17 protein-coding genes are annotated in these 18,120 nt (G+C 61.0%); 13 read left to right on the plus strand and 4 right to left on the minus strand.

Annotated elements, in window-relative coordinates:
- Positions 1-28: 28 nt before the first annotated feature.
- The 6 genes from HJB83_RS09195 to HJB83_RS09220 all read left to right on the plus strand — a co-directional run bounded on the left by HJB83_RS09195 (position 29) and on the right by HJB83_RS09220 (position 5,976).
- A complete protein-coding gene (locus HJB83_RS09195) occupies positions 29-1,051 on the plus strand; it encodes a LacI family DNA-binding transcriptional regulator (RefSeq protein ID WP_007631775.1) in 1,023 nt (340 codons plus the stop codon).
- Between the two features lie 29 nt (positions 1,052-1,080).
- Positions 1,081-2,037, plus strand: a complete 957-nt coding sequence (locus HJB83_RS09200; protein WP_221131740.1) for a 2-hydroxyacid dehydrogenase — start codon at positions 1,081-1,083, stop codon at positions 2,035-2,037.
- A 200-nt stretch (positions 2,038-2,237) separates the two neighbouring features.
- Entirely contained in the window at positions 2,238-3,413 is a 1,176-nt protein-coding gene (locus HJB83_RS09205) for a Toxic anion resistance protein (TelA) (RefSeq protein ID WP_207581818.1), read from the plus strand.
- A 22-nt stretch (positions 3,414-3,435) separates the two neighbouring features.
- On the plus strand, positions 3,436-4,143 hold the full coding sequence (locus tag HJB83_RS09210; RefSeq protein ID WP_207581817.1) for a TerD family protein: 708 nt from the start codon (positions 3,436-3,438) through the stop codon (positions 4,141-4,143).
- Between the two features lie 16 nt (positions 4,144-4,159).
- Positions 4,160-5,194, plus strand: coding sequence for a hypothetical protein (locus HJB83_RS09215; RefSeq protein ID WP_207581816.1), 1,035 nt, complete (start codon positions 4,160-4,162; stop codon positions 5,192-5,194).
- A gap of 2 nt (positions 5,195-5,196) precedes the next feature.
- Positions 5,197-5,976, plus strand: coding sequence for a VWA domain-containing protein (locus tag HJB83_RS09220; RefSeq protein WP_207581815.1), 780 nt, complete (start codon positions 5,197-5,199; stop codon positions 5,974-5,976).
- A 50-nt stretch (positions 5,977-6,026) separates the two neighbouring features.
- Here the strand turns inward: HJB83_RS09220 and HJB83_RS09225 are convergent, their stop codons facing one another.
- Positions 6,027-6,809, minus strand: a complete 783-nt coding sequence (locus tag HJB83_RS09225) for a gamma-glutamyl-gamma-aminobutyrate hydrolase family protein (RefSeq protein ID WP_221131742.1) — start codon at positions 6,807-6,809, stop codon at positions 6,027-6,029.
- Positions 6,810-7,099: 290 nt separating this feature from the next.
- On the opposite strand from HJB83_RS09225, the gene HJB83_RS09230 reads away from it, so the two are divergent.
- Complete coding sequence (locus tag HJB83_RS09230; protein WP_207581813.1) at positions 7,100-8,206, plus strand: TRAP transporter substrate-binding protein; 1,107 nt, start codon at positions 7,100-7,102, stop codon at positions 8,204-8,206.
- A 91-nt stretch (positions 8,207-8,297) separates the two neighbouring features.
- On the opposite strand, the gene HJB83_RS09235 is transcribed toward HJB83_RS09230, so the two are convergent.
- Positions 8,298-9,770 carry a TRAP transporter large permease subunit gene (locus HJB83_RS09235; RefSeq protein WP_221159550.1) on the minus strand — a complete coding sequence of 491 codons (1,473 nt, stop codon included), beginning with the start codon at positions 9,768-9,770 and terminating at the stop codon, positions 8,298-8,300.
- 21 nt (positions 9,771-9,791) lie between these two features.
- Complete coding sequence (locus HJB83_RS09240; RefSeq protein ID WP_207581811.1) at positions 9,792-10,331, minus strand: TRAP transporter small permease subunit; 540 nt, start codon at positions 10,329-10,331, stop codon at positions 9,792-9,794.
- Positions 10,332-10,658: 327 nt separating this feature from the next.
- Here HJB83_RS09240 and HJB83_RS09245 point away from each other — a divergent pair, with 327 nt between their 5' ends.
- The 6 genes from HJB83_RS09245 (at position 10,659) to HJB83_RS09270 (ending at position 17,584) form a co-directional block, all read left to right on the plus strand.
- On the plus strand, positions 10,659-12,962 hold the full coding sequence (locus HJB83_RS09245) for a bifunctional diguanylate cyclase/phosphodiesterase (protein ID WP_207581810.1): 2,304 nt from the start codon (positions 10,659-10,661) through the stop codon (positions 12,960-12,962).
- 143 nt (positions 12,963-13,105) lie between these two features.
- A complete protein-coding gene (locus HJB83_RS09250) occupies positions 13,106-13,858 on the plus strand; it encodes an N-acyl amino acid synthase FeeM domain-containing protein (protein ID WP_207581809.1) in 753 nt (250 codons plus the stop codon).
- A 341-nt stretch (positions 13,859-14,199) separates the two neighbouring features.
- Positions 14,200-14,424 carry an aa3-type cytochrome c oxidase subunit IV gene (locus tag HJB83_RS09255; protein WP_007631760.1) on the plus strand — a complete coding sequence of 75 codons (225 nt, stop codon included), beginning with the start codon at positions 14,200-14,202 and terminating at the stop codon, positions 14,422-14,424.
- Between the two features lie 208 nt (positions 14,425-14,632).
- Positions 14,633-15,781: a Re/Si-specific NAD(P)(+) transhydrogenase subunit alpha gene (locus HJB83_RS09260; RefSeq protein WP_221116622.1), complete on the plus strand. Its 1,149-nt coding sequence runs from the start codon at positions 14,633-14,635 to the stop codon at positions 15,779-15,781.
- Positions 15,781-16,179, plus strand: coding sequence for a proton-translocating transhydrogenase family protein (locus tag HJB83_RS09265; protein ID WP_007631757.1), 399 nt, complete (start codon positions 15,781-15,783; stop codon positions 16,177-16,179). The genes HJB83_RS09260 and HJB83_RS09265 overlap by 1 nt, the downstream gene beginning before the upstream one ends.
- Before the next feature lie 7 nt (positions 16,180-16,186).
- Positions 16,187-17,584, plus strand: coding sequence for an NAD(P)(+) transhydrogenase (Re/Si-specific) subunit beta (locus HJB83_RS09270; RefSeq protein WP_207581807.1), 1,398 nt, complete (start codon positions 16,187-16,189; stop codon positions 17,582-17,584).
- Between the two features lie 39 nt (positions 17,585-17,623).
- Here HJB83_RS09270 and HJB83_RS09275 read toward each other — a convergent pair whose 3' ends face one another.
- A complete protein-coding gene (locus tag HJB83_RS09275) occupies positions 17,624-18,106 on the minus strand; it encodes a DUF992 domain-containing protein (protein ID WP_221131743.1) in 483 nt (160 codons plus the stop codon).
- Positions 18,107-18,120: the final 14 nt, after the last annotated feature.

Below are 18,120 nucleotides of genomic sequence, written 5' to 3' on the forward strand. Positions count from 1 at the left end.
TGCTTGCGTGCTGCCTGGAGGAGGACACGTGGTCCAGAAGATCAAGCTTTCGACGATCGCCGAAACGCTCGGCATTTCAACGGCGACCGTATCGCTTGCCTTACGCGACAGTCCGCTCGTCGCCAGCAATACGCGGGACAAGATCAAGGAACAGGCGCGCGCGCTCGGCTATATCTACAATCGCCGCGCTGCCAGCCTTCGCACCTCGCGTTCCGGCATCATCGGCGTCGTCGTGCACGACATTATGAACCCCTTCTACGGGGAGATCCTGAAGGCGATCGAAAGCGAGCTCGATCGCAGCCGCCACACCTTCATCCTTTCCAATCATTACGACAATGTCGAGAAGCAGCGCACCTTCATCGAGACGCTCCTGCAACTCGGCGGCGACGGCGTCATCATGTCGCCGGCGATCGGCACGCCGCCTGAGGACGTGCAACTGGCGGAAGACAATGGCATGCCGGCGATCCTGGTTGCGCGCTCGATGGAGGGCCAAGACCTGCCGACCTATCGCGGCGATGACAGCTATGGCATCTCGCTTGCCACCAACCACCTGATCGGCCTCGGCCACCGCTCGATTGCGATGATCGGCGGCACGGACCAGACATCCACCGGCCGCGACCGCTACCAGGGCTACGTCAATGCGCTGCGCAAGGCCGGCATCGAAGTCGATCCGAACCTGCGCATTCCCGGCCCGCGCTCGAAGCAGGGCGGTTTCGAAGCCGCCGTGCATTTCCTCTCGTTGCCACAGAAGCCGACGGCCGCCGTCTGCTGGAACGATCTCGTGGCGATCGGCCTGATGAACGGCATTGCGCGCGCCGGCCTGGTGCCGGGACGCGACATCTCCGTCACCGGTTACGACGATCTTGAGGAGGCTTCGATCGCCACCCCGGCGCTGACGACCGTCTGGAACGGCCAGACCGAGGTCGGTCGCCTGGCGGCGCGGGCGCTGCTCGATCGCCTTGCCGGCAGCCACGAGCCCGACGGCATGCATCTGATCAAACCGGAAATGCGCATTCGTCAGTCCACCAGCCCTCATCGGCCCCGCGCCTGAACCAAGACGGTCATCCAAGAGGAAAAGCCATGTCCCGCATCGCCATTCTCGTTCCCGGGAAGATACACGAGCGTGTTATCGAAAGGCTGAAGGATCGTTTTGAGATCATCGCCGTCGCCCGGGAGGAAAGGCTTGCCCTCGACGACGGGACTGCCGCCCGCATCCGCGGTGTCGCTGTCTCCGGCCCGTTCCCCGGCGCCTGGATCGACCATCTGCCGCATGTCGAGGTGATCGCCAATTTCGGTGTCGGCTACGACGGCGTCGATGTGAAACAAGCCGCCGAGAAAGGCATCGTCGTCACCAACACGCCTGATGTGCTGAACGACGAGGTCGCCGATACGGCGATCGCCCTGCTGCTCAATACCGTTCGCGAGTTGCCGCGGGCCGAAGCCTGGCTGCGTGCGGGCAACTGGAAGCCGGGCGCGACCTATCCGCTGTCGCGCTTCTCGCTCAAGGGCCGTCATGTCGGGCTTTATGGCCTTGGCCGCATCGGGCTTGAGATCGCCAAGCGGCTGGAGCCGTTCAAGGTGAAGATCAGTTACCACACACGGTCGCGACATTCCGATGCACCCTACGATTATCACCCGACGCTGAAGGGGCTAGCGGAAGCGGTGGACACGCTCATCGCCATCGTTCCGAAGACGCCGCAGACGCATAAGACGATCGACGCCGATATTCTGGCAGCACTCGGCCCGAACGGCATTCTCGTCAATGTCGGCCGCGGCTGGACGGTGGACGAGGCGGCGTTGAGCGCGGCGCTTGCCGCCGGCGCTCTCGGGGCGGCCGGCCTCGATGTCTTTTATGAAGAGCCGACCGTGCCGGGTGACCTGCTGGAGCCGACCAATGCCGTGCTCTTGCCGCATGTCGCTTCCGCATCGGTGCCGACGCGCAATGCGATGGCCGATCTGGTCGCCGACAATCTCATTGCCTGGTTCGAGAAAGGTGCAGCGCTGACGCCGGTGTCGGAGACGCCGCAAAAGGACTAGGCGCGCCGCATAGAAGTTGATTTATGCGAGGTATACAGCGCTGCCAAATCGACTGTGGTTCGTGGATGATATGTTGCCCAGTGCGATGCCGTCGGTTACATTCTCGCCGATTTTACAACTAAGATTCTCAACTTTTCCGTGCGTTTGGGAATTGCGCCGGCGGGCTGCAGGATAAAGGCCGAACAAAGGGGATTGACGGCATGTCGGAGCCAAGTGCGTCGAACACGAAGAGCCTCGAGACCAGCCCGGGCTTGATGCCCGCGCTTTCGACCGGCGGCCTGCCGGCCGTGGTGACGGTCGTTCTTCCGCCGGAGAAAGCCGGCGAGGTCGGCGACCTCGCAGAGCGGTACAGGCTGGCAACGGTCGAGCCGCATCATTTGATTACCTTCGGCCAGGAAGCCATCGGCGGCTTCGGCGCCAAGCTCGATGCCATCCTTTCCCAGATCACCAATGCGCAGTCGCCGGTGCTGTTCGAATTGTTCCGGACGATCCGGGACGGCATCAATGACGCCGATCTCAAAGGGCTCGAAGCAAGCATCCGCGAGAAGCTGAAGGGCAATTTCCTCGAACGCCTGTTGACGGCCGTCGGTCTCGGCGACCCCGCCAAGCGCCTCAAATCGGTGACCGACGAGGTTCGCGGCATGCTGCAGAGCAAGGCCAAATCCCTCGGAGATCTGGTCAGGCCGATGGAGGCTGAGATCGAGGAGGAGAGCAGCAAGCTCATTCTCGAAGTGTCGCGCATGAGCACGCTGGCCGAGGGATATCGCGATACGATCGTGTCTCTCGGCGTTTTCGTTGAGGCCGGAAGACGCATCCTTGCCGATGCCGGCCGCGAGCTCGACCGGTTGATGGAAGAGGCGGCTTCCGGCGATCCGCTCAAGGTGCAGGAAGCCCGCGACTTCTCGCAGAAGCGCGATATCTTCCAGAACCGGGTCCTCGTTCTCGAAACCGCCTATGCCAAGGCGCCGGCCGACCTCGACTCGATCGGCATTGCCCGGGGTGCAGCGCTTGCCACCCTTGCAGATACCGTCACCTCGGCCAATGCGGAATTCAACGACATCAAATCGATGCTGATCCGCCTGCACGCGCTCTTCCAAATGCAGTCGATCCAGCAGATGAACACGATGCGACGTGAACTGCGTGCGTCGCTGCAGCAATATGGATCCGAGGTGCTGGAGGATGTTTCGGTCAATTCGGTCAGGGCGGCCGGCGAGACCCGGCTTGCCGATGCCGATCTGGTGCTCGGCACCGCGCAGCGGCTGCGCAATATCGCCGACAAGGTGGTCGCCGAAGGCGAGCGAAACAAAGAACGTTATGCCGCCGCCCGCGCCAAACTTGAACAAGCCCGGCAAATCGTGACCGATCGTCCGATCTGAGACTTCAGGAGAAAGATAGCGCATGGCAACCTTCAAGCTCAACAAGGGGCAATCATTCCAGATCCAGAAGGAGATCCAGCTCGTCCATTCGGGACTTGTTTGGGATCCGCCCGAAGGTTCGGGGCCGGCCTTTGATCTCGACGTGCATTGTTTTGCGCTGGTCCATCCCGGTGGCGATGCGAACCGCGCGCGGCTCTACAATGAAGGCTCGCATGCACTCTGCTATGCCTTCGTGCGCAGTTCCAGCAATCCGGAAGGGTCTTTGAGCAAGAATGCCGACGGTTCCTTCCAGACGGATGACGGCTCGATGTGGCACGAACGCGACGACCGGACCGGGCGTGGCGGCCTGATCAAAGGGTCGGAACCCGATGAGGACGGCGACGATGACGATCATGGCGGCGGCCACCATGACGAGGGTTTCCGCGAGGAGTTCAAGATCGTGCTGGCGAAGCTGCCGGACGAGGTTTCCGAGCTTGCCGTCTGGGCGACGATCCATGATGCGGAGCGCAAGAAACAGGATTTCGGCAAGGTCAGGAACGCCTATATCGAAGTTTGTGACGCGATGGATGACGAGCTTTGCCGCTACCAGCTCACCGCCGAATTTGCCGGCAAGACGACGATACAGGTGGCTTCCTTCCTGAAGCAGCCGGACGGATCCTGGCGATTCCATGCCGTCGGTGCAGGGTCGAATGCCGGGCTTGGCGACGTCATCCAGGCTTATTTCAACTGAACGGGGGCCTCGTTTGATGAGCGGCAAGGCAGATGGACCGCCGGGAAAGGAGCCGGGCCGGTTGCCCAAGGTGCTTTTTCCAAAAAGCGCCTCGCCTGACGTTGCCCAACCTCCCGGACAATCCACCCAGCCGAAAGTCCTATTCGGTTCGCCGCAACCGCCGATGCTCAAGGGCGACAAGCCGCGTGTTCTCGGCGCCGGGGAAATTCGCCGGCGCATTCCCTGCAGCGTGGAGGCGTTCCTGAAGATCGATCCCGGCGCTGCCGCATCGGTCGCGACGGCAGCGTTGCGCATCGTCGACGGCACCAATCTCGACGATCATTATTTCGACGACGTCGTGCGCTTCGGCGCCCGCCTTCAGACAGAGCATGGCAGGCTTGCCGAAAGCGAACTCGCGCTTGCCGACAGCGAAGCCTTGGCGATGGGAAGGCGTCTTGGCGCCGAACTGCTCCAGCGTCTCGGCGATCTGGATCCAGACCGTGTGTTTGCCGTTCGCGGCGGCGTCTTGAAGGCAATCAAGGCGCTGGCGGCTCCGCGCGATCCCGACAGCCTCTTTCTGCAGCTTTATCCCGACGTGCAGGCCCTGGCGAAGGAGCTCGATGCGCTTGCGCCCGAAATCGTTGCGGTCGCAAAACGGCTTCGCGCCATCGGCAAGGCCTATGCGGCGCTCGGCCGTGATCTCGCCGCACACATCCTGGCGGCGCGCTTCCTGGTCGATCATATCGGCGGAGTTCAGTTTTCCGATCGCGAACGGCAGGCGCATTACACCTCGCAAGCCGACGCGATCGAGACGAGGATTGCCAGCCTGTCGGCGACGAAGGCCACGATCGAGATGAGCACGCATACCGTTGCCGGGCTCGCGCGGCACGTGGACGCGCTCGGACACGCTGGCGATGGCCTGTTGCACGAGGACCTGCCTGCCTGGCATGCAGCCTATTCCGCGGCGCTGACGGCGGCCCGAAGCGCGCAACCGCCAGCGCAGGCTGGCATCAGATCACTGCTTCGCGACATTCATGCGCGCATTCTTGGAAAACTCAGATCGGAGGGATGATAATGACGACATTCAAACTGCACAAGCCCGAGGAAGAAGTTCGACGCGTCGGCTTCGTCCTTCAGAAACAAGGCATTCACGAGCGCATTCCCGCCCAGGTCGGCATCAACATCGATGTCTCGGGCTCGATGACCGACCTTTTCAAATCTGGTGTGGTCCAGGCGGCGCTCGAGCGTATTCTTCCCGTCGCTCTTTATTTCGATGACGACGGGCGTATCGATACTTGGGTGTTTTCCAATCAGGAGAGGATGGCATCGATCGCACCGGCCACCGCCAAAAATTACGAGGGTTACGTCGAGCGTGAAATCATCGGCAACGATGCGCTGAAAGCCGTACTTTGGGGTGGCACGGATTACGGACCGGTCATCCGCTCGAACCTGATGACGTACGGTTTGATGGAAGAGGAGGCGGCTGGCGGCTTGCTCGGCATGATCTTCGGCATGAGCCGCGATACATTCGGCGAGGAGACACGGTCGGGCATTCCGGCGATCAATTACTTCCTCACCGATGGCGAGAATGCCGACAGAGATGCAGCCTGGGCCCTGCTGCAGAAGGCCGAGCATGCCGAATCGCAGATCTACTATGTCATGGTCGGTGTCGGTGACGAGCGTTTCGACTTCTTGCGCAGCGCGGCCGAGCAATTTCCGAATGTCGGCTTCGTCAGCGTCAAGGATCTTGGGGAGTTCGTCGGCAGCGACGACGCCTATGAGAAACTGCTACCGGCGGAGCTCTGCACCTGGCTGAAGCACGAGCATGACGACGAGGACGACGATCACCATTGATGGTTGCTGCTCAACGCTCGGCGGGCTTAAAGCGCGCCGGCGCCGCACCGTCAGGCGGTCGCCCTCGCGGGGATGAGCGGGAGCTTGGCGGCGGCGGCGTAGGCGCGGACGGCGTCGCCGAAAGCGGCAAACAGCTTGTTCGAAGGCCTGTCGGTTTCGGCCCAGTATTCCGGATGCCATTGCACGCCAACGGCAAAGGCCTTGGCGTCGATGACGGAAACGGCCTCCACCGTGCCGTCCTCGGCGCTTGCCTCCACCTGCAGCCGCGGTGCGGTTCTGGCGATTGCCTGTCGGTGCAACGAATTCACGCGGACCTCGCCTGGGCCGAGAATGCCTGCGATGCAGGAGCCTTCCTTGACGTAGACGCTCTGGCGAATGGCGTACATGCCGTCGCGGTCGACGCCTTCCGGCCGGCGGTGGTCTGAGATGCCCGGCTGCTCCTGGATCTCGCTTGCCAGCGAGCCGCCGAGCGCGACATTCAGCTCCTGGATACCACGGCAGATGGCGAGCAGCGGAATGGCGCGGTCGATGGCGCGGCGGATGAGCGGCAGGCTGGTGGCGTCGCGGGCGAGGTCGAAGGGACCGTCCCTATCGCTGGCATCGGCACCGTAGAGCGAAGGATGCACGTTGCTGGCCGAGCCGGAAACCAAGAGGCCATCGACACGGTCGAGGATCGCGTCGGTATCGTAGCCCTCCTCGAAGGCGGGGATGATGAAGGCCATAACGCCGGCCGCAGTCAATGCGGCACTGAGGTACTGATGTTGTACGGCGTGCCAGGTCGCGCCGTCGAAGCTGCGGATATCTGCAGGAATAGCAACGATTGGTTTCGTCATATCAGCCCCGATAAAATCTTTCTGCACATCGTTTTGCCGCCAGAACGGCGGTCAAGTCAACGCTTGGCTGTGTCAGGTGACCAAAATGCGGCGGAAGCGCTGCCGCGGCTCCGGGTTCGCTGCTAAGCCGCTGATTTTGATGGATGCGTGCCCGTTGTCCTATTGCCGTCTTGATGCCAAAGGCTAACAGACTAACGCTTGAATCGCGGCTCTCGCCATGCTTAGCTTCCCCTCGCTGCGGATAGGGGTGAAGATTGCCCGCGCAGTGCCATCTATACGGGAGGTTTTTGATGGATCGTCGTTCGTTTTTCAAGAAGGCGGGAACCGCCGGTGCCGGCGCGGTGGCCGCAACGGCATTGGCCGCGCCTGCGATCGCGCAGGAGAATCCGAAGATTGCGTGGCGCATGACGTCGTCGTTTCCGAAGAGCTTGGATACGATCTATGGCGGCGCCGAGGATATCGCCAAACATGTCGCCGCGGCGACAGACGGCAATTTCACGATCCAGCCTTTTGCTGCCGGTGAAATCGTGCCCGGCCTGCAGGCCGTCGATGCGGTTGCCGCCGGTACGGTCGAGGCTGCCCATACGACCTCCTATTATTTCGTCGGCAAGGACCCGACCTATGCCATCGGAACGGCCATTCCGTTTGGCCTGAACAGCCGCCTGACCAATGCCTGGTATTACGAGGGCAACGGCAATAAGCTGATGAATGAATTTTATGCCACACAGGGTATGTATGCGCTGCCGGCCGGCAATACCGGTGCGCAAATGGGCGGCTGGTTCCGCAAGGAAATCAATACGCTAGATGATCTCAAGGGCGTCAAGATGCGCATCGCCGGCCTTGCCGGCCGCGTCATGGAGAAGGTCGGCGTCATCCCGCAGCAAATTGCCGGCGGCGACATCTATCCGGCGCTGGAAAAAGGCACGATCGATGCGGCGGAATTCGTCGGTCCCTATGACGATCTGAAGCTCGGCTTCCACAAGGTGGCGAAGTATTATTATTATCCCGGCTGGTGGGAGGGCGGCCCGACGGTGCATGGATTCTTCAATCTCGAAAAATGGAGCAATCTGCCGAAGCATTATCAGGCGGCGCTGACCGATGCCTGCGCTTTCGCCAACACCAACATGCTGGCGAAATACGACACGAAGAACCCGACCGCGCTGAAGCAGCTCGTTGCCGAAGGCGCGACGCTGCGCCCGTTCAGCCAGGAAATCATGGAAGCCTGCTTTCAGGCGGCAATTGGCATCTACAGCGAAATCTCGGGCACCAACCAGTATTTCAAGAAGATCTACGACGACCAGACCGCCTTCAAACGCGACGCCTATCTCTGGATGCAGCTTTCGGAATACACTTTCGATACGTTCATGATGATCCAGCAGCGGGCCGGAAAGCTCTGAGAGCTTCCATCGGCGCATTACACGAACGCATACCAAAACCCCGGATCACGCTTGGTCCGGGGTTTTGTTTTGGCTCTGTTACTTGGTGGGGTTATTTGGCGGGTAGAGGCGGTGCTGGCGGCAGGGTCAGGCCGGGGATCTGCGGCGAGCCATTGCCGCCGCCCAGCGGCGGCAGGCCGAGCTGGCCGCCGAAGCCCGGGACTTCGATCTTGATCGAGTTCGGGTCGACCTTCGGACCGTGATCCAGCCAATAGGTTACCGATTGCGGCCAGAAGATCACGATCGCCACCAGGATCAGCTGCATGCCGACCCAGGGAAGGGCGCCGATATAGATATCGGAGGTCTTGACGTCCTTGCCGGCGATCGAGCGCAGGTAGAAGAGCGCGAAGCCGAACGGCGGATGCATGAAGCTCGTCTGCATGTTGACGCAGATCAGCACGCCGAACCAGATCAGATCGATGCCGAGACTGGAGGCGACGGGGGCGAGCATCGGGATGACGATGAAGGCGATCTCGAAGAAATCGAGGAAGAAGGCGAGCACGAAGATGAAGATGTTGACGAAGATCAGAAAACCGACCGGGCCGCCGGGAATGCCCGACAGCATATGCTCGATCCAGCGCGAGCCGTCCATGCCCTGAAACACCAGGCTGAAACAGGTGGAGCCGATCAGGATCATCACCACCATGGATGTGATGTGCGTGGTCGACGCCATCGCCTCGCGGATCAGCGGCCAGGTGAGGCGGCGATGCAAGGCGGCGAGCGCCATGGCGCCGACGACGCCAAGCGCGCCTGCTTCCGTCGGTGTCGCAAGGCCCATGAAGATCGTGCCGAGCACCAGGAAGATCAGCACGATCGAGGGCACCATGCCCATCAGCACCTTGATGAGCAGTGCCCAGTTGAAATCGCCGCGCACCTCTTTCGGCAGCGGCGGCATCGATTTCGGCCGGATGATCGACATCACCAGGATGAAGAGCACGAAGATCGTCACCTGCAGGATCGAAGGGCCGATCGCGCCCAGATACATATCGCCGACCGACCTGCCGAGCTGATCGGCAAGAACGACGAGCACGAGCGAGGGCGGGATGACCTGGGTGATCGTGCCCGAGGCGGCGATGACGCCGGTGGCAAGGCGTGGGTTGTAGCCGTAGCGCAGCATGATCGGCAGCGAGATCACCCCCATGGTGATGACGGAGGCGGCCACCGTGCCGGTGATTGCGCCGAGCACCGCGCCAACGAGGATGACGGCATAGGCGAGGCCGCCGGGTATGCCACCGAAGAGTTTGCCAGTGCCTTCGAGCAGGTCTTCGGCCAGCCCGCAGCGCTCCAGCACCGCACCCATGAAAGTGAAGAAGGGGATGGCGAGCAGGAGGTCGTTGGAAAGGATGCCGAAGAAGCGTAGCGGCAGCGCCTGCAGAAAGACTTCGCCAAAATGGCCGGTGACGATGCCGATGATGCCGAACAACAGGCCGACGGCGGCAAGCGAAAAAGCGACCGGGAAGCCGTAGAGCATGAAGATGACCATGCCCAGGAACATCGCCGGCGGGATGATACCGAAATCAAACAAATGTGTTTCTCCCAGCCCGCGTTACTGCAGCGGCTTTTCGTAGGTCATGTCGATGCTGATATGGCCGGTAATGGCTGCGATCCGCTTGATCAGTTCGGAAACGCCCTGAAGGGAAAGCAGCGCGAAACCGGCGACGAGCACCAGCTTGACGGGCCAGCGGATCAGCCCGCCGGCATTGCCCGAGATTTCTCCCTGTTGGTAAGAAAGCGCAAAGAAGGGCCAGCAGACCCAGGTGAGGAAGACGCAGACGGGGATGAGGAAGAGGATCAGGCCGACGATGTCGATCCAGATCTTCGCCTTGTCGGAAACCGAACCATAGATCAGATCGACGCGGACATGCTCGTTGTTGCGCAGCGCATGCGAGGCGCCGAGCATGACGACGAAGGCGAAGAGATACCATTGAATCTCAAGCCAGCCGTTCGAACTGTAGTTGAAGGCATAACGGACGATGGCGTTTCCGGCGCTGATCAGACAGCAGAGCAGCACCATATATTCGGAAATTTTGCCCATGACGCGGCTGACCCGGTCGATCAGCCGACTGGCGGCCAGGAATACCGACATTCGCCTCCCCTTGTTCTTGTCCTGCCGGTTTTCCAGCAGTTTTCCCTCTTGCAATCGATGTAGACCACGGCCTTTGAAATTGGAAGGATAAATGCCTGGCGTTGGAGTATAGTCTTAGATGCGCCGGTTGGCCGATATGACCGCCGAATATTTCAACAACCCAGGCGTGGACGAATATTTCAATAATCTCGCCATAAGGCTGCAATAACGCGCGTAGGCTGTGCTGTTCATCCTGTGGTTTTAGAAAATTTGACCAAATGTTTGATTCCATTGAAATCAATTTTTAAAGGGTTGGGCTTAGAATTCCCGCGCACAGGGAAAGTGTGGATGAAGCCAGATAACCCGAACAGGGTCCCTTTAGATGTCTATCTGTCGTTTGTGAGTTCCCTGTCCGGGAACCGCATGACGCTTTTTGTTGGCGTGATCGTGCATATTGCTACGTGCCTTGCCGTGGCCGCCAAAACGCAATCCTCCGTCTATATTCCGCTGTCGGTTGCCTTTCTTCTGGTTTTCAGCGTTCGCATGGCCATCTTCCGACGGTTCGATCGTGTCGACAAGGAGAGCTTGTCGCATGCCGGAATCGAGCGCTGGGAGCGGATTCTGGTCGCCAGTGGGGCTTGCACCACCGCCCTGCTTGGCTTTGCCAGCGGCTACGCCATCTTCGTCGTGCACGATTCCTTTGCCGAACTTGCCTGCATTTCCGTCACCATGGCGACCATGGTTTCCGTCGTCGGCCGCAACTACGGCTCACGCTTCGCAGTCGATCTCCAGACGTTCTTCTGCTGCCTGCCGATGATCGTCTGCAGCCTGCTGGCTATGGATTTATATCGCGGCCTGCTGTCGATCTTCCTCATTCCCTTCTGGCTGACGACGCGAGCCATGGCGAACGGTGTGCGCGAGTTCCTTTATGAGAATGTCATCGCGCGCCGGGAAATCACCATCATCGCCGACCGCTTCGATACAGCGCTCAACAACATGCCGCATGGCCTGGTCATGGTCGATGCCGAAAACCGTATCCAGGTCGTCAATCGCAAGGCCTGCGAGCTTCTGAAGATAGGCGCGCCGGAGCGGCTGAAGGACCGCGACCTCGGCGCCGTCCTGCGTTACGGCGCGCGCTACAGTTTCATGGACGCCTCGCAGCCGGAGCTCATCCTGCGCCAGCTCACCCAGGTCGCCGAAGGCAACCTGTCGCGCACCCTCATTCATTTTCCCGAGGGCCTGTCTCTGGAATTCTCTGCCAGCCGAAGGGCTGACGGCGGCGCCGTACTGATCTTCGAGGACGTTTCGAGCCGCGTGAAGGCGGAGCAGAAGATCATGCACATGGTCCGCTTCGATGCGCTGACCGGCCTGCCGAACCGGGAATATTTCGGGCAGCTGGTGCAGGACTATCTCGCCAAACATCAAAGGAAGTCCGGGCCGCTCGGCTTCATGGTTCTCGATATCGACGAATTCAAACATGTCAACGACATGCGCGGCCATATCACCGGCGATCATCTGCTCTGCGCTATCGCCGCACGCGTCAAGCAGGCCTCCGGCAACGCCATTCTCGGCCGGCTGATGGGCGACCAGTTCATCCTGTTCTTCCCGCACGCGAAGGACCCGGCCTTGCTCGACGTCGAGATCCGCCGCGTGCACGCCGCGATCCAGGGTCATTACGAGGTCGATGAGCTGACCTTCCTCGTCTCGCTCAGCGCCGGCTACGCGATCCTCGAAAGTACCGCGTTCGCGATGGACGAATGGAGCGTCAAGGCGGATCTTGCCCTGTTCGAAAGCAAGTCGCGCTTCAAGGGCGGCATATCAGGCTTCGAGCGGGAGATGGATGGCCGCTATATCGAGCAGCAGAAGCTGAAGGCGGATCTGCGCGATGCGGTTTCGGCGCAGGCGCTGCATCTCGTCTTCCAGCCGATGTTCCGGGCCGATGGTTCGCGGATCGAATGCGCCGAGGCGTTGGCGCGCTGGGTGCATCCGGAGAAGGGCTTGATCCCGCCCGATGTCTTCATCCGGCTCGCCGAGGATATGGGCATCATCTCGGACATCACCCGCTTCGTCCTGTTCAAGGCATGCAGCGAATGCATGAACTGGCCGGACCATATTGCCGTCTCGGTCAACCTTTCGGCGCGGGATCTCAGGGATGCCGACATTCTCCAGGTCGTCGCCGATGCGCTTGCCCATTCCGGCCTCGATTCGGCGCGGCTGCATCTCGAGGTCACCGAAAGCTGCCTGATCGACGAGCCGGCGGCGGTGCGCGCCATTCTGGCGGAGCTCAGGGCCCGCGGCATCACCATCGCGATCGACGATTTCGGGACTGGCTTCTCCAGCCTCAGCTATCTCGACACGCTGCCGCTTGATATCGTCAAGATCGACCGCTCCTTCGTCCGCAACATCGTCGAGGATAACCGCCGCCACAAGCTCCTGCGCGGTACGGTCCATCTCGCCCGCGAACTGGGGCTGAAGATCGTCATCGAGGGCGTCGAGACCGAAGAGCAGCTCGCTCTGCTCAACAAGCACCGCAGCACCGATCTCGTGCAGGGCTATGTTTTCTCTCAGCCGGTGCCTTCCCAGAATATCCCGCTATTGCAGCAGGGCATCGGCCGCCGCCCCGTTCAGCGTCGGCGCAACAAGGTCGCCTGAGCGCTCTGCTACGGCCGCTTTTCCGCTGACAATCCTCCGCGCCGTTAACCTTAATACTTTATAAACGGCCCGAATTATCGGATTTTCTTGCCTAAATCTCGCCGGCATATGATTAATGATCCGTTAACGAGCGGATCGAGAAAATGTCAGAGACACTGTTCAAGCGTAGCGATTTCAGCGCGAAAATTTTGGAAGTTTTGGATCATGTCGAGTATCGCCGCGTCGAAAGCAGCGAAGACATGGAGCAGGTAGAACGCCTGCGCTACAAGGCCTACAAGGCCCACGACGCGCTGTCGCTTGCCCCGGGAGGCCTGTTGGACGATGTCGATTTCGACAGCCATGCCTATATCTTCGGCCTGTATTATTATGGGGAATTGGTCAGCACCATCCGGGTTCATTATGTGACACCCGAGCACCGTATCAGTCGGTCCGGAGAGGCCTTTCCCGAGGCGATGGATGAGCTTTTGGACGCCGGGCTGACCTTGATCGACCCCGCGCGTTTCGCGGCCGATCCCGAGCTCACCGCCGATCTGCCCTGGGTTCCCTATCTGACGCTGCGGCCGACCATCGTTGCGGCAGCGTATTTCAGGGCGGACCGCGTTCTTCAGTCCGTCCGGCCCCCACATGCCGCCTTCTATAAGCGGGTTTTCTATGCCGATACCATTGTGCCGGGCCGACTGGCGGAGAGTTACGGGGTTGACGTGACGTTGATGGCGACGAATGTGATCGAGGTCGGGCGCAAGCTGTTGACGCGCTACCCCTTCTTCATCTCCAGCGCCAGCGAGCAACGCATGATGTTTTCGCGCAATCCCAACGACACATTGCCGCCGCTCACCATCATTCCGACGGCGCGCTTCGTGCCGCAAGGCGAACTCGGCACCGACCTGCCGCTCTGATTTCTTCTTCTCTCACCGGGCTAGCATCTGAGTGAGAACAATGAGGGGCGGCAACAATTATCCGCAGTCGTCGCCCCTCATGCTTTTGCCGCCTGGAAATAGCTGGTTTTGACGCCTAAAGCGCGTCGTATCAAATTTGATTCATGCGACGCGCTTTAAGCCTTTGTTTTATGCATGTCGTTGTCCCGGAACCGCTACACACTTCCCGGCGACATGCATTAGCTGCGGCGTTCTCATGCATTGCGCTTTCGCCTGTCATTGTGTAATTCCTGCAGGCAGGGACTTCCCTCGCGGGGCGGGGGAATCAGGCAGCGCAGAGGCATTTCAGGGAGACGATATTTATGGCCGAACATCATACCGGACCGGTCGAGACCGGCGCGCCGATGGATTACAAGGAACATGAAAACACCTACGACATGTTCATTGCTGCCGCGAAATACGGCTCGATGCTTCTCATCTGCCTCCTGCTTGCGATGACCGCCGGTTTCTTCGGCGGCGCCGGCCTCCTTGGCGGCCTCTTCGTCTTCATCATTCTTCTCGCCATCGGCATCTTCCTGTTCCGCTGATCGCGGCAAGGGGAGGAGGGGCTTCTCCGAAGCTTTGTGACTAAAGCGCGTCGCGATCTTTCAGATCCGCTCCACGCGCTTCAGGTCGTTATTTTTGCGCATGTCGTTATCGCAACGCGCCGTACAGTTTTGCGCGACGACATGCTTTAGGTGCTTGGCCCGCGCAGGAAAGCCTGCGGCGGTCCGGCTGACCCGGAGGAGGGGGCAGTTGGGCAATATCGTTTTCGTTGCAAGGGAAATTGCGGGCGAGGAGACGCGTGTCGCGGCCTCCGCCGAGACCGTGAAAAAAATGAAGAGTTTCGGCTTCGACGTTGTCGTCGAAGCCGGTGCCGGTGCGGCTTCGCGCATTCCGGACGGAGAGTTCGAGGCAGCTGGCGCAAGGATCGGCAGTTTTGCCGATGCTGCCTCGGCCGACGTCGTGCTGAAGGTGCGCCGCCCGAGCGAACACGAAATCGCAGGCTATAAAAGCGGCGCCGTGGTCATCGCCATCATGGATCCCTATGGCAATGACGAAGCCATCGCAGCTCTGGCAAGTGCCGGACTTTCGGCCTTCGCGATGGAGCTGATGCCGCGCATTACCCGCGCCCAGTCCATGGACGTGCTTTCATCCCAGGCCAATCTCGCCGGCTACCAGGCGGTCATCGAGGCGGCGGCGGTCTATGACCGCGCCATGCCGATGATGATGACGGCTGCCGGCACCGTGCCGGCCGCCAAGGTCTTCGTCATGGGCGCCGGCGTTGCGGGTCTTCAGGCGATTGCGACGGCGCGGCGCCTCGGCGCGGTGGTCTCAGCCACCGACGTCCGCCCGGCCGCCAAGGAGCAGGTTGCCTCGCTCGGCGCCAAGTTCATCGCTGTCGAGGACGAGGAGTTCAAGGCGGCGGAGACGGCCGGCGGCTATGCCAAGGAAATGTCCGCCGACTATCAGGCGAAGCAGGCCGCACTCGTGGCCGAACATATCGCCAAGCAGGATATCGTCATTACTACCGCGTTGATCCCGGGTCGCGCGGCGCCGCGGCTGGTTTCGCGCGCCATGCTCGCAGCAATGAAACCGGGCGCGATCGCCGTCGACCTCGCAGTCGAGCGCGGCGGCAATATCGAGGGCGTCGTTGCCGGCGAGATTGCCGATGTCGACGGCGTCAGGGTGATCGGTTTCGCCAACATGCCGGGCCGCGTTGCGGCCAGCGCCTCGGCGCTCTACGCCAAGAACCTCGTGACCTTCCTCGAGACCATGGTCAACAAGGAAAGCAGGAGCGTCGTCGTCAACCTCGACGACGAACTCGTCAAGGCGACGATGCTGACCTATGCCGGCGACGTGGTTCATCCCGCATTCGGCGGCGCGAAGAAGGGAGATCTCTGATGGCCAGTGAAGCAATGGACAGAGCGCTGGAGCAGCTCGACCAGGCGGTGACTGCCGTCGTCACGGCAGCCGCCCACGCACCGGAAGCGGCAAGTGCTGCGACCGGCGGGGCAATCGATCCGTTCGTCTTTCAGCTGGCGATCTTCGTCTTGTCGATCTTTGTCGGTTACTACGTTGTGTGGTCGGTGACGCCGGCGCTGCATACGCCGCTGATGGCCGTCACCAATGCGATCTCCTCCGTCATCGTCGTCGGCGCGCTTCTGGCGGTCGGCATCTCCACAAGCGGACTTGCGACCGGCTTCGGCTTCGTCGCCCTCGTGCTCGTCTCGGTAAACATCTTCGGCGGCTTCCTCGTGACGCAGCGGATGCTCTCGATGTACCGCAAGAAGGACCGGTGAGGATCTGATGACCAATATCGCAGCTTTCCTCTATCTCGTCTCCGGCGTTCTCTTCATCCTGGCGTTGCGCGGCTTGTCGCATCCGGCCACCAGCCGTAAGGGCAATCTCTACGGCATGATCGGCATGGCGATCGCCATCCTAACGACGCTGGTGCTGGCCACGCCGAATTTCGGCGGCTTCGTGCTGATCGTCCTTGGACTTGCCATCGGCGGCAGCGTCGGCGCCTATATCGCCCGCACCATCGCCATGACCTCGATGCCGCAGCTCGTCGCCGGCTTCCATTCGCTGGTCGGTCTGGCCGCCGTGCTGGTCGCGGCTTCGGCGCTCTATACCCCTGCCTCCTTCGGTATCGGCGAGATCGGCTACATCCACACCGAAGCGCGGGTCGAAATGGCGCTCGGCGTGGCGATCGGGGCGCTGACCTTCACCGGTTCGATCATCGCCTTCCTGAAGCTCGACGGACGCATGTCCGGCAAGCCGATCCTGTTGCCCTACCGGCATGTGATCAATGCGAGCCTGCTCGTGCTGATCGTGCTCTTCATCATCGGGCTTGCCGCCACCGAGAGCCATTTCGACTTCTGGGCCGTGGTGGCGCTGTCGCTGGCGCTCGGCGTTCTGCTGATCGTGCCGATCGGCGGCGCCGATATGCCCGTCGTCGTTTCGATGCTCAATTCCTATTCGGGGTGGGCTGCGGCTGGCATCGGCTTCACGCTGGGCAATCTGGCGCTGATCATCACCGGCGCGCTCGTCGGTTCCTCCGGGGCGATCCTCTCCTACATCATGTGCAAGGGCATGAACCGCTCCTTCGTCTCGGTCATCCTCGGCGGTTTCGGCGGTGAGATGGCATCGGGCGGGCCCGACACATCGGACAAGACGGTCAAGCTCGGCTCGGCCGAGGATGCCGCCTATCTGATGGCGAATGCATCGAAGGTCATCATCGTGCCGGGCTATGGCATGGCGGTCGCCCAGGCCCAGCATGCACTACGAGAACTCGCCGACAATCTCAAGAAGAACGGCGTCGAGGTGAAATATGCGATCCACCCGGTCGCGGGCCGCATGCCCGGTCATATGAACGTGCTGCTTGCCGAAGCGAATGTTCCCTATGATGAAGTCTTCGAGCTCGAGGACATCAACTCGGAATTCGCCCAGGCTGACGTCGCCTACGTCATCGGCGCCAACGACGTCACCAATCCGGCGGCGCGCGACGACAAGACCTCGCCGATCTACGGCATGCCGATCCTCGACGTCGACCGGGCAAAGACCTGCCTGTTCGTCAAGCGCTCGCTCGGTTCAGGCTATGCCGGCATCGACAATACGCTGTTCTACAAGGACGGGACGATGATGCTGCTCGGTGACGCGAAGAAGATGACCGAGGATATCAACAAGGCGATCGCGCATGGATGACGCAGATACAGCCGCTCAGCTCGAACGCGGCCGCTTCGCTCAGGTTTCACCCGGCACCAACGTCATCTTCTCGACGCCGATGGCGAGGTTCAGTCCTTCCTGGGCCTGAACATTCAGTGGCTGCAGCATGAAAGCCTTGTTGGTGCCGCCGGCGATCACCTTGGCGCCGCCGCCAGCTCCGATGCTCGCATCGGCGCCGACCCCGTAATATTCGCCGGCCAGCGCGAATTGCGGCATATCCGTGCCGGTCTTTGCCAGTACCTGCCAGATCATCACGGTCCTGCCGGTCTGGCCGAGATCGATGCCGAATTTCTCGATCTTGCCTGCGTAGACCGCCTTGGCGCCGCCTGATGCCGGGGTATAGGTGCAGATGAGGTTCTTCTGCGAGGTGACGATCAGACCTTGACCGCCATCCGATCCACAGATCAAACGGCCAAGCGCGACATAATTTTCCGCGCCCGCCGGGCTTGCCCAGGCAGCGGCCGCCAGAGCCACCGCTGTGATCATCGTTTGTTTGAACATGGTCTTTCTCCTTG

Origin of the sequence: Rhizobium sp. NZLR11 (genome assembly GCF_019685115.1) — a bacterium.
In the GTDB taxonomy this organism is placed as follows: domain Bacteria; phylum Pseudomonadota; class Alphaproteobacteria; order Rhizobiales; family Rhizobiaceae; genus Rhizobium.

Excerpts from the sequence above, each read along its gene's own strand:
- HJB83_RS09200 (WP_221131740.1), top strand. The coding sequence starts at position 1,081 with ATGTCCCGCATCGCCATTCTCGTTCCCGGGAAGATACACGAGCGTGTT.
- HJB83_RS09230 (WP_207581813.1), top strand. The coding sequence starts at position 7,100 with ATGGATCGTCGTTCGTTTTTCAAGAAGGCGGGAACCGCCGGTGCCGGC.
- HJB83_RS09240 (WP_207581811.1), bottom strand. The coding sequence starts at position 10,331 with ATGTCGGTATTCCTGGCCGCCAGTCGGCTGATCGACCGGGTCAGCCGC.
- HJB83_RS09210 (WP_207581817.1), top strand. The coding sequence starts at position 3,436 with ATGGCAACCTTCAAGCTCAACAAGGGGCAATCATTCCAGATCCAGAAG.
- HJB83_RS09275 (WP_221131743.1), bottom strand. The coding sequence starts at position 18,106 with ATGTTCAAACAAACGATGATCACAGCGGTGGCTCTGGCGGCCGCTGCC.
- HJB83_RS09220 (WP_207581815.1), top strand. The coding sequence starts at position 5,197 with ATGACGACATTCAAACTGCACAAGCCCGAGGAAGAAGTTCGACGCGTC.
- HJB83_RS09225 (WP_221131742.1), bottom strand. The coding sequence starts at position 6,809 with ATGACGAAACCAATCGTTGCTATTCCTGCAGATATCCGCAGCTTCGAC.
- HJB83_RS09205 (WP_207581818.1), top strand. The coding sequence starts at position 2,238 with ATGTCGGAGCCAAGTGCGTCGAACACGAAGAGCCTCGAGACCAGCCCG.
- HJB83_RS09255 (WP_007631760.1), top strand. The coding sequence starts at position 14,200 with ATGGCCGAACATCATACCGGACCGGTCGAGACCGGCGCGCCGATGGAT.
- HJB83_RS09265 (WP_007631757.1), top strand. The coding sequence starts at position 15,781 with ATGGCCAGTGAAGCAATGGACAGAGCGCTGGAGCAGCTCGACCAGGCG.
- HJB83_RS09270 (WP_207581807.1), top strand. The coding sequence starts at position 16,187 with ATGACCAATATCGCAGCTTTCCTCTATCTCGTCTCCGGCGTTCTCTTC.
- HJB83_RS09245 (WP_207581810.1), top strand. The coding sequence starts at position 10,659 with ATGAAGCCAGATAACCCGAACAGGGTCCCTTTAGATGTCTATCTGTCG.
- HJB83_RS09215 (WP_207581816.1), top strand. The coding sequence starts at position 4,160 with ATGAGCGGCAAGGCAGATGGACCGCCGGGAAAGGAGCCGGGCCGGTTG.
- HJB83_RS09250 (WP_207581809.1), top strand. The coding sequence starts at position 13,106 with ATGTCAGAGACACTGTTCAAGCGTAGCGATTTCAGCGCGAAAATTTTG.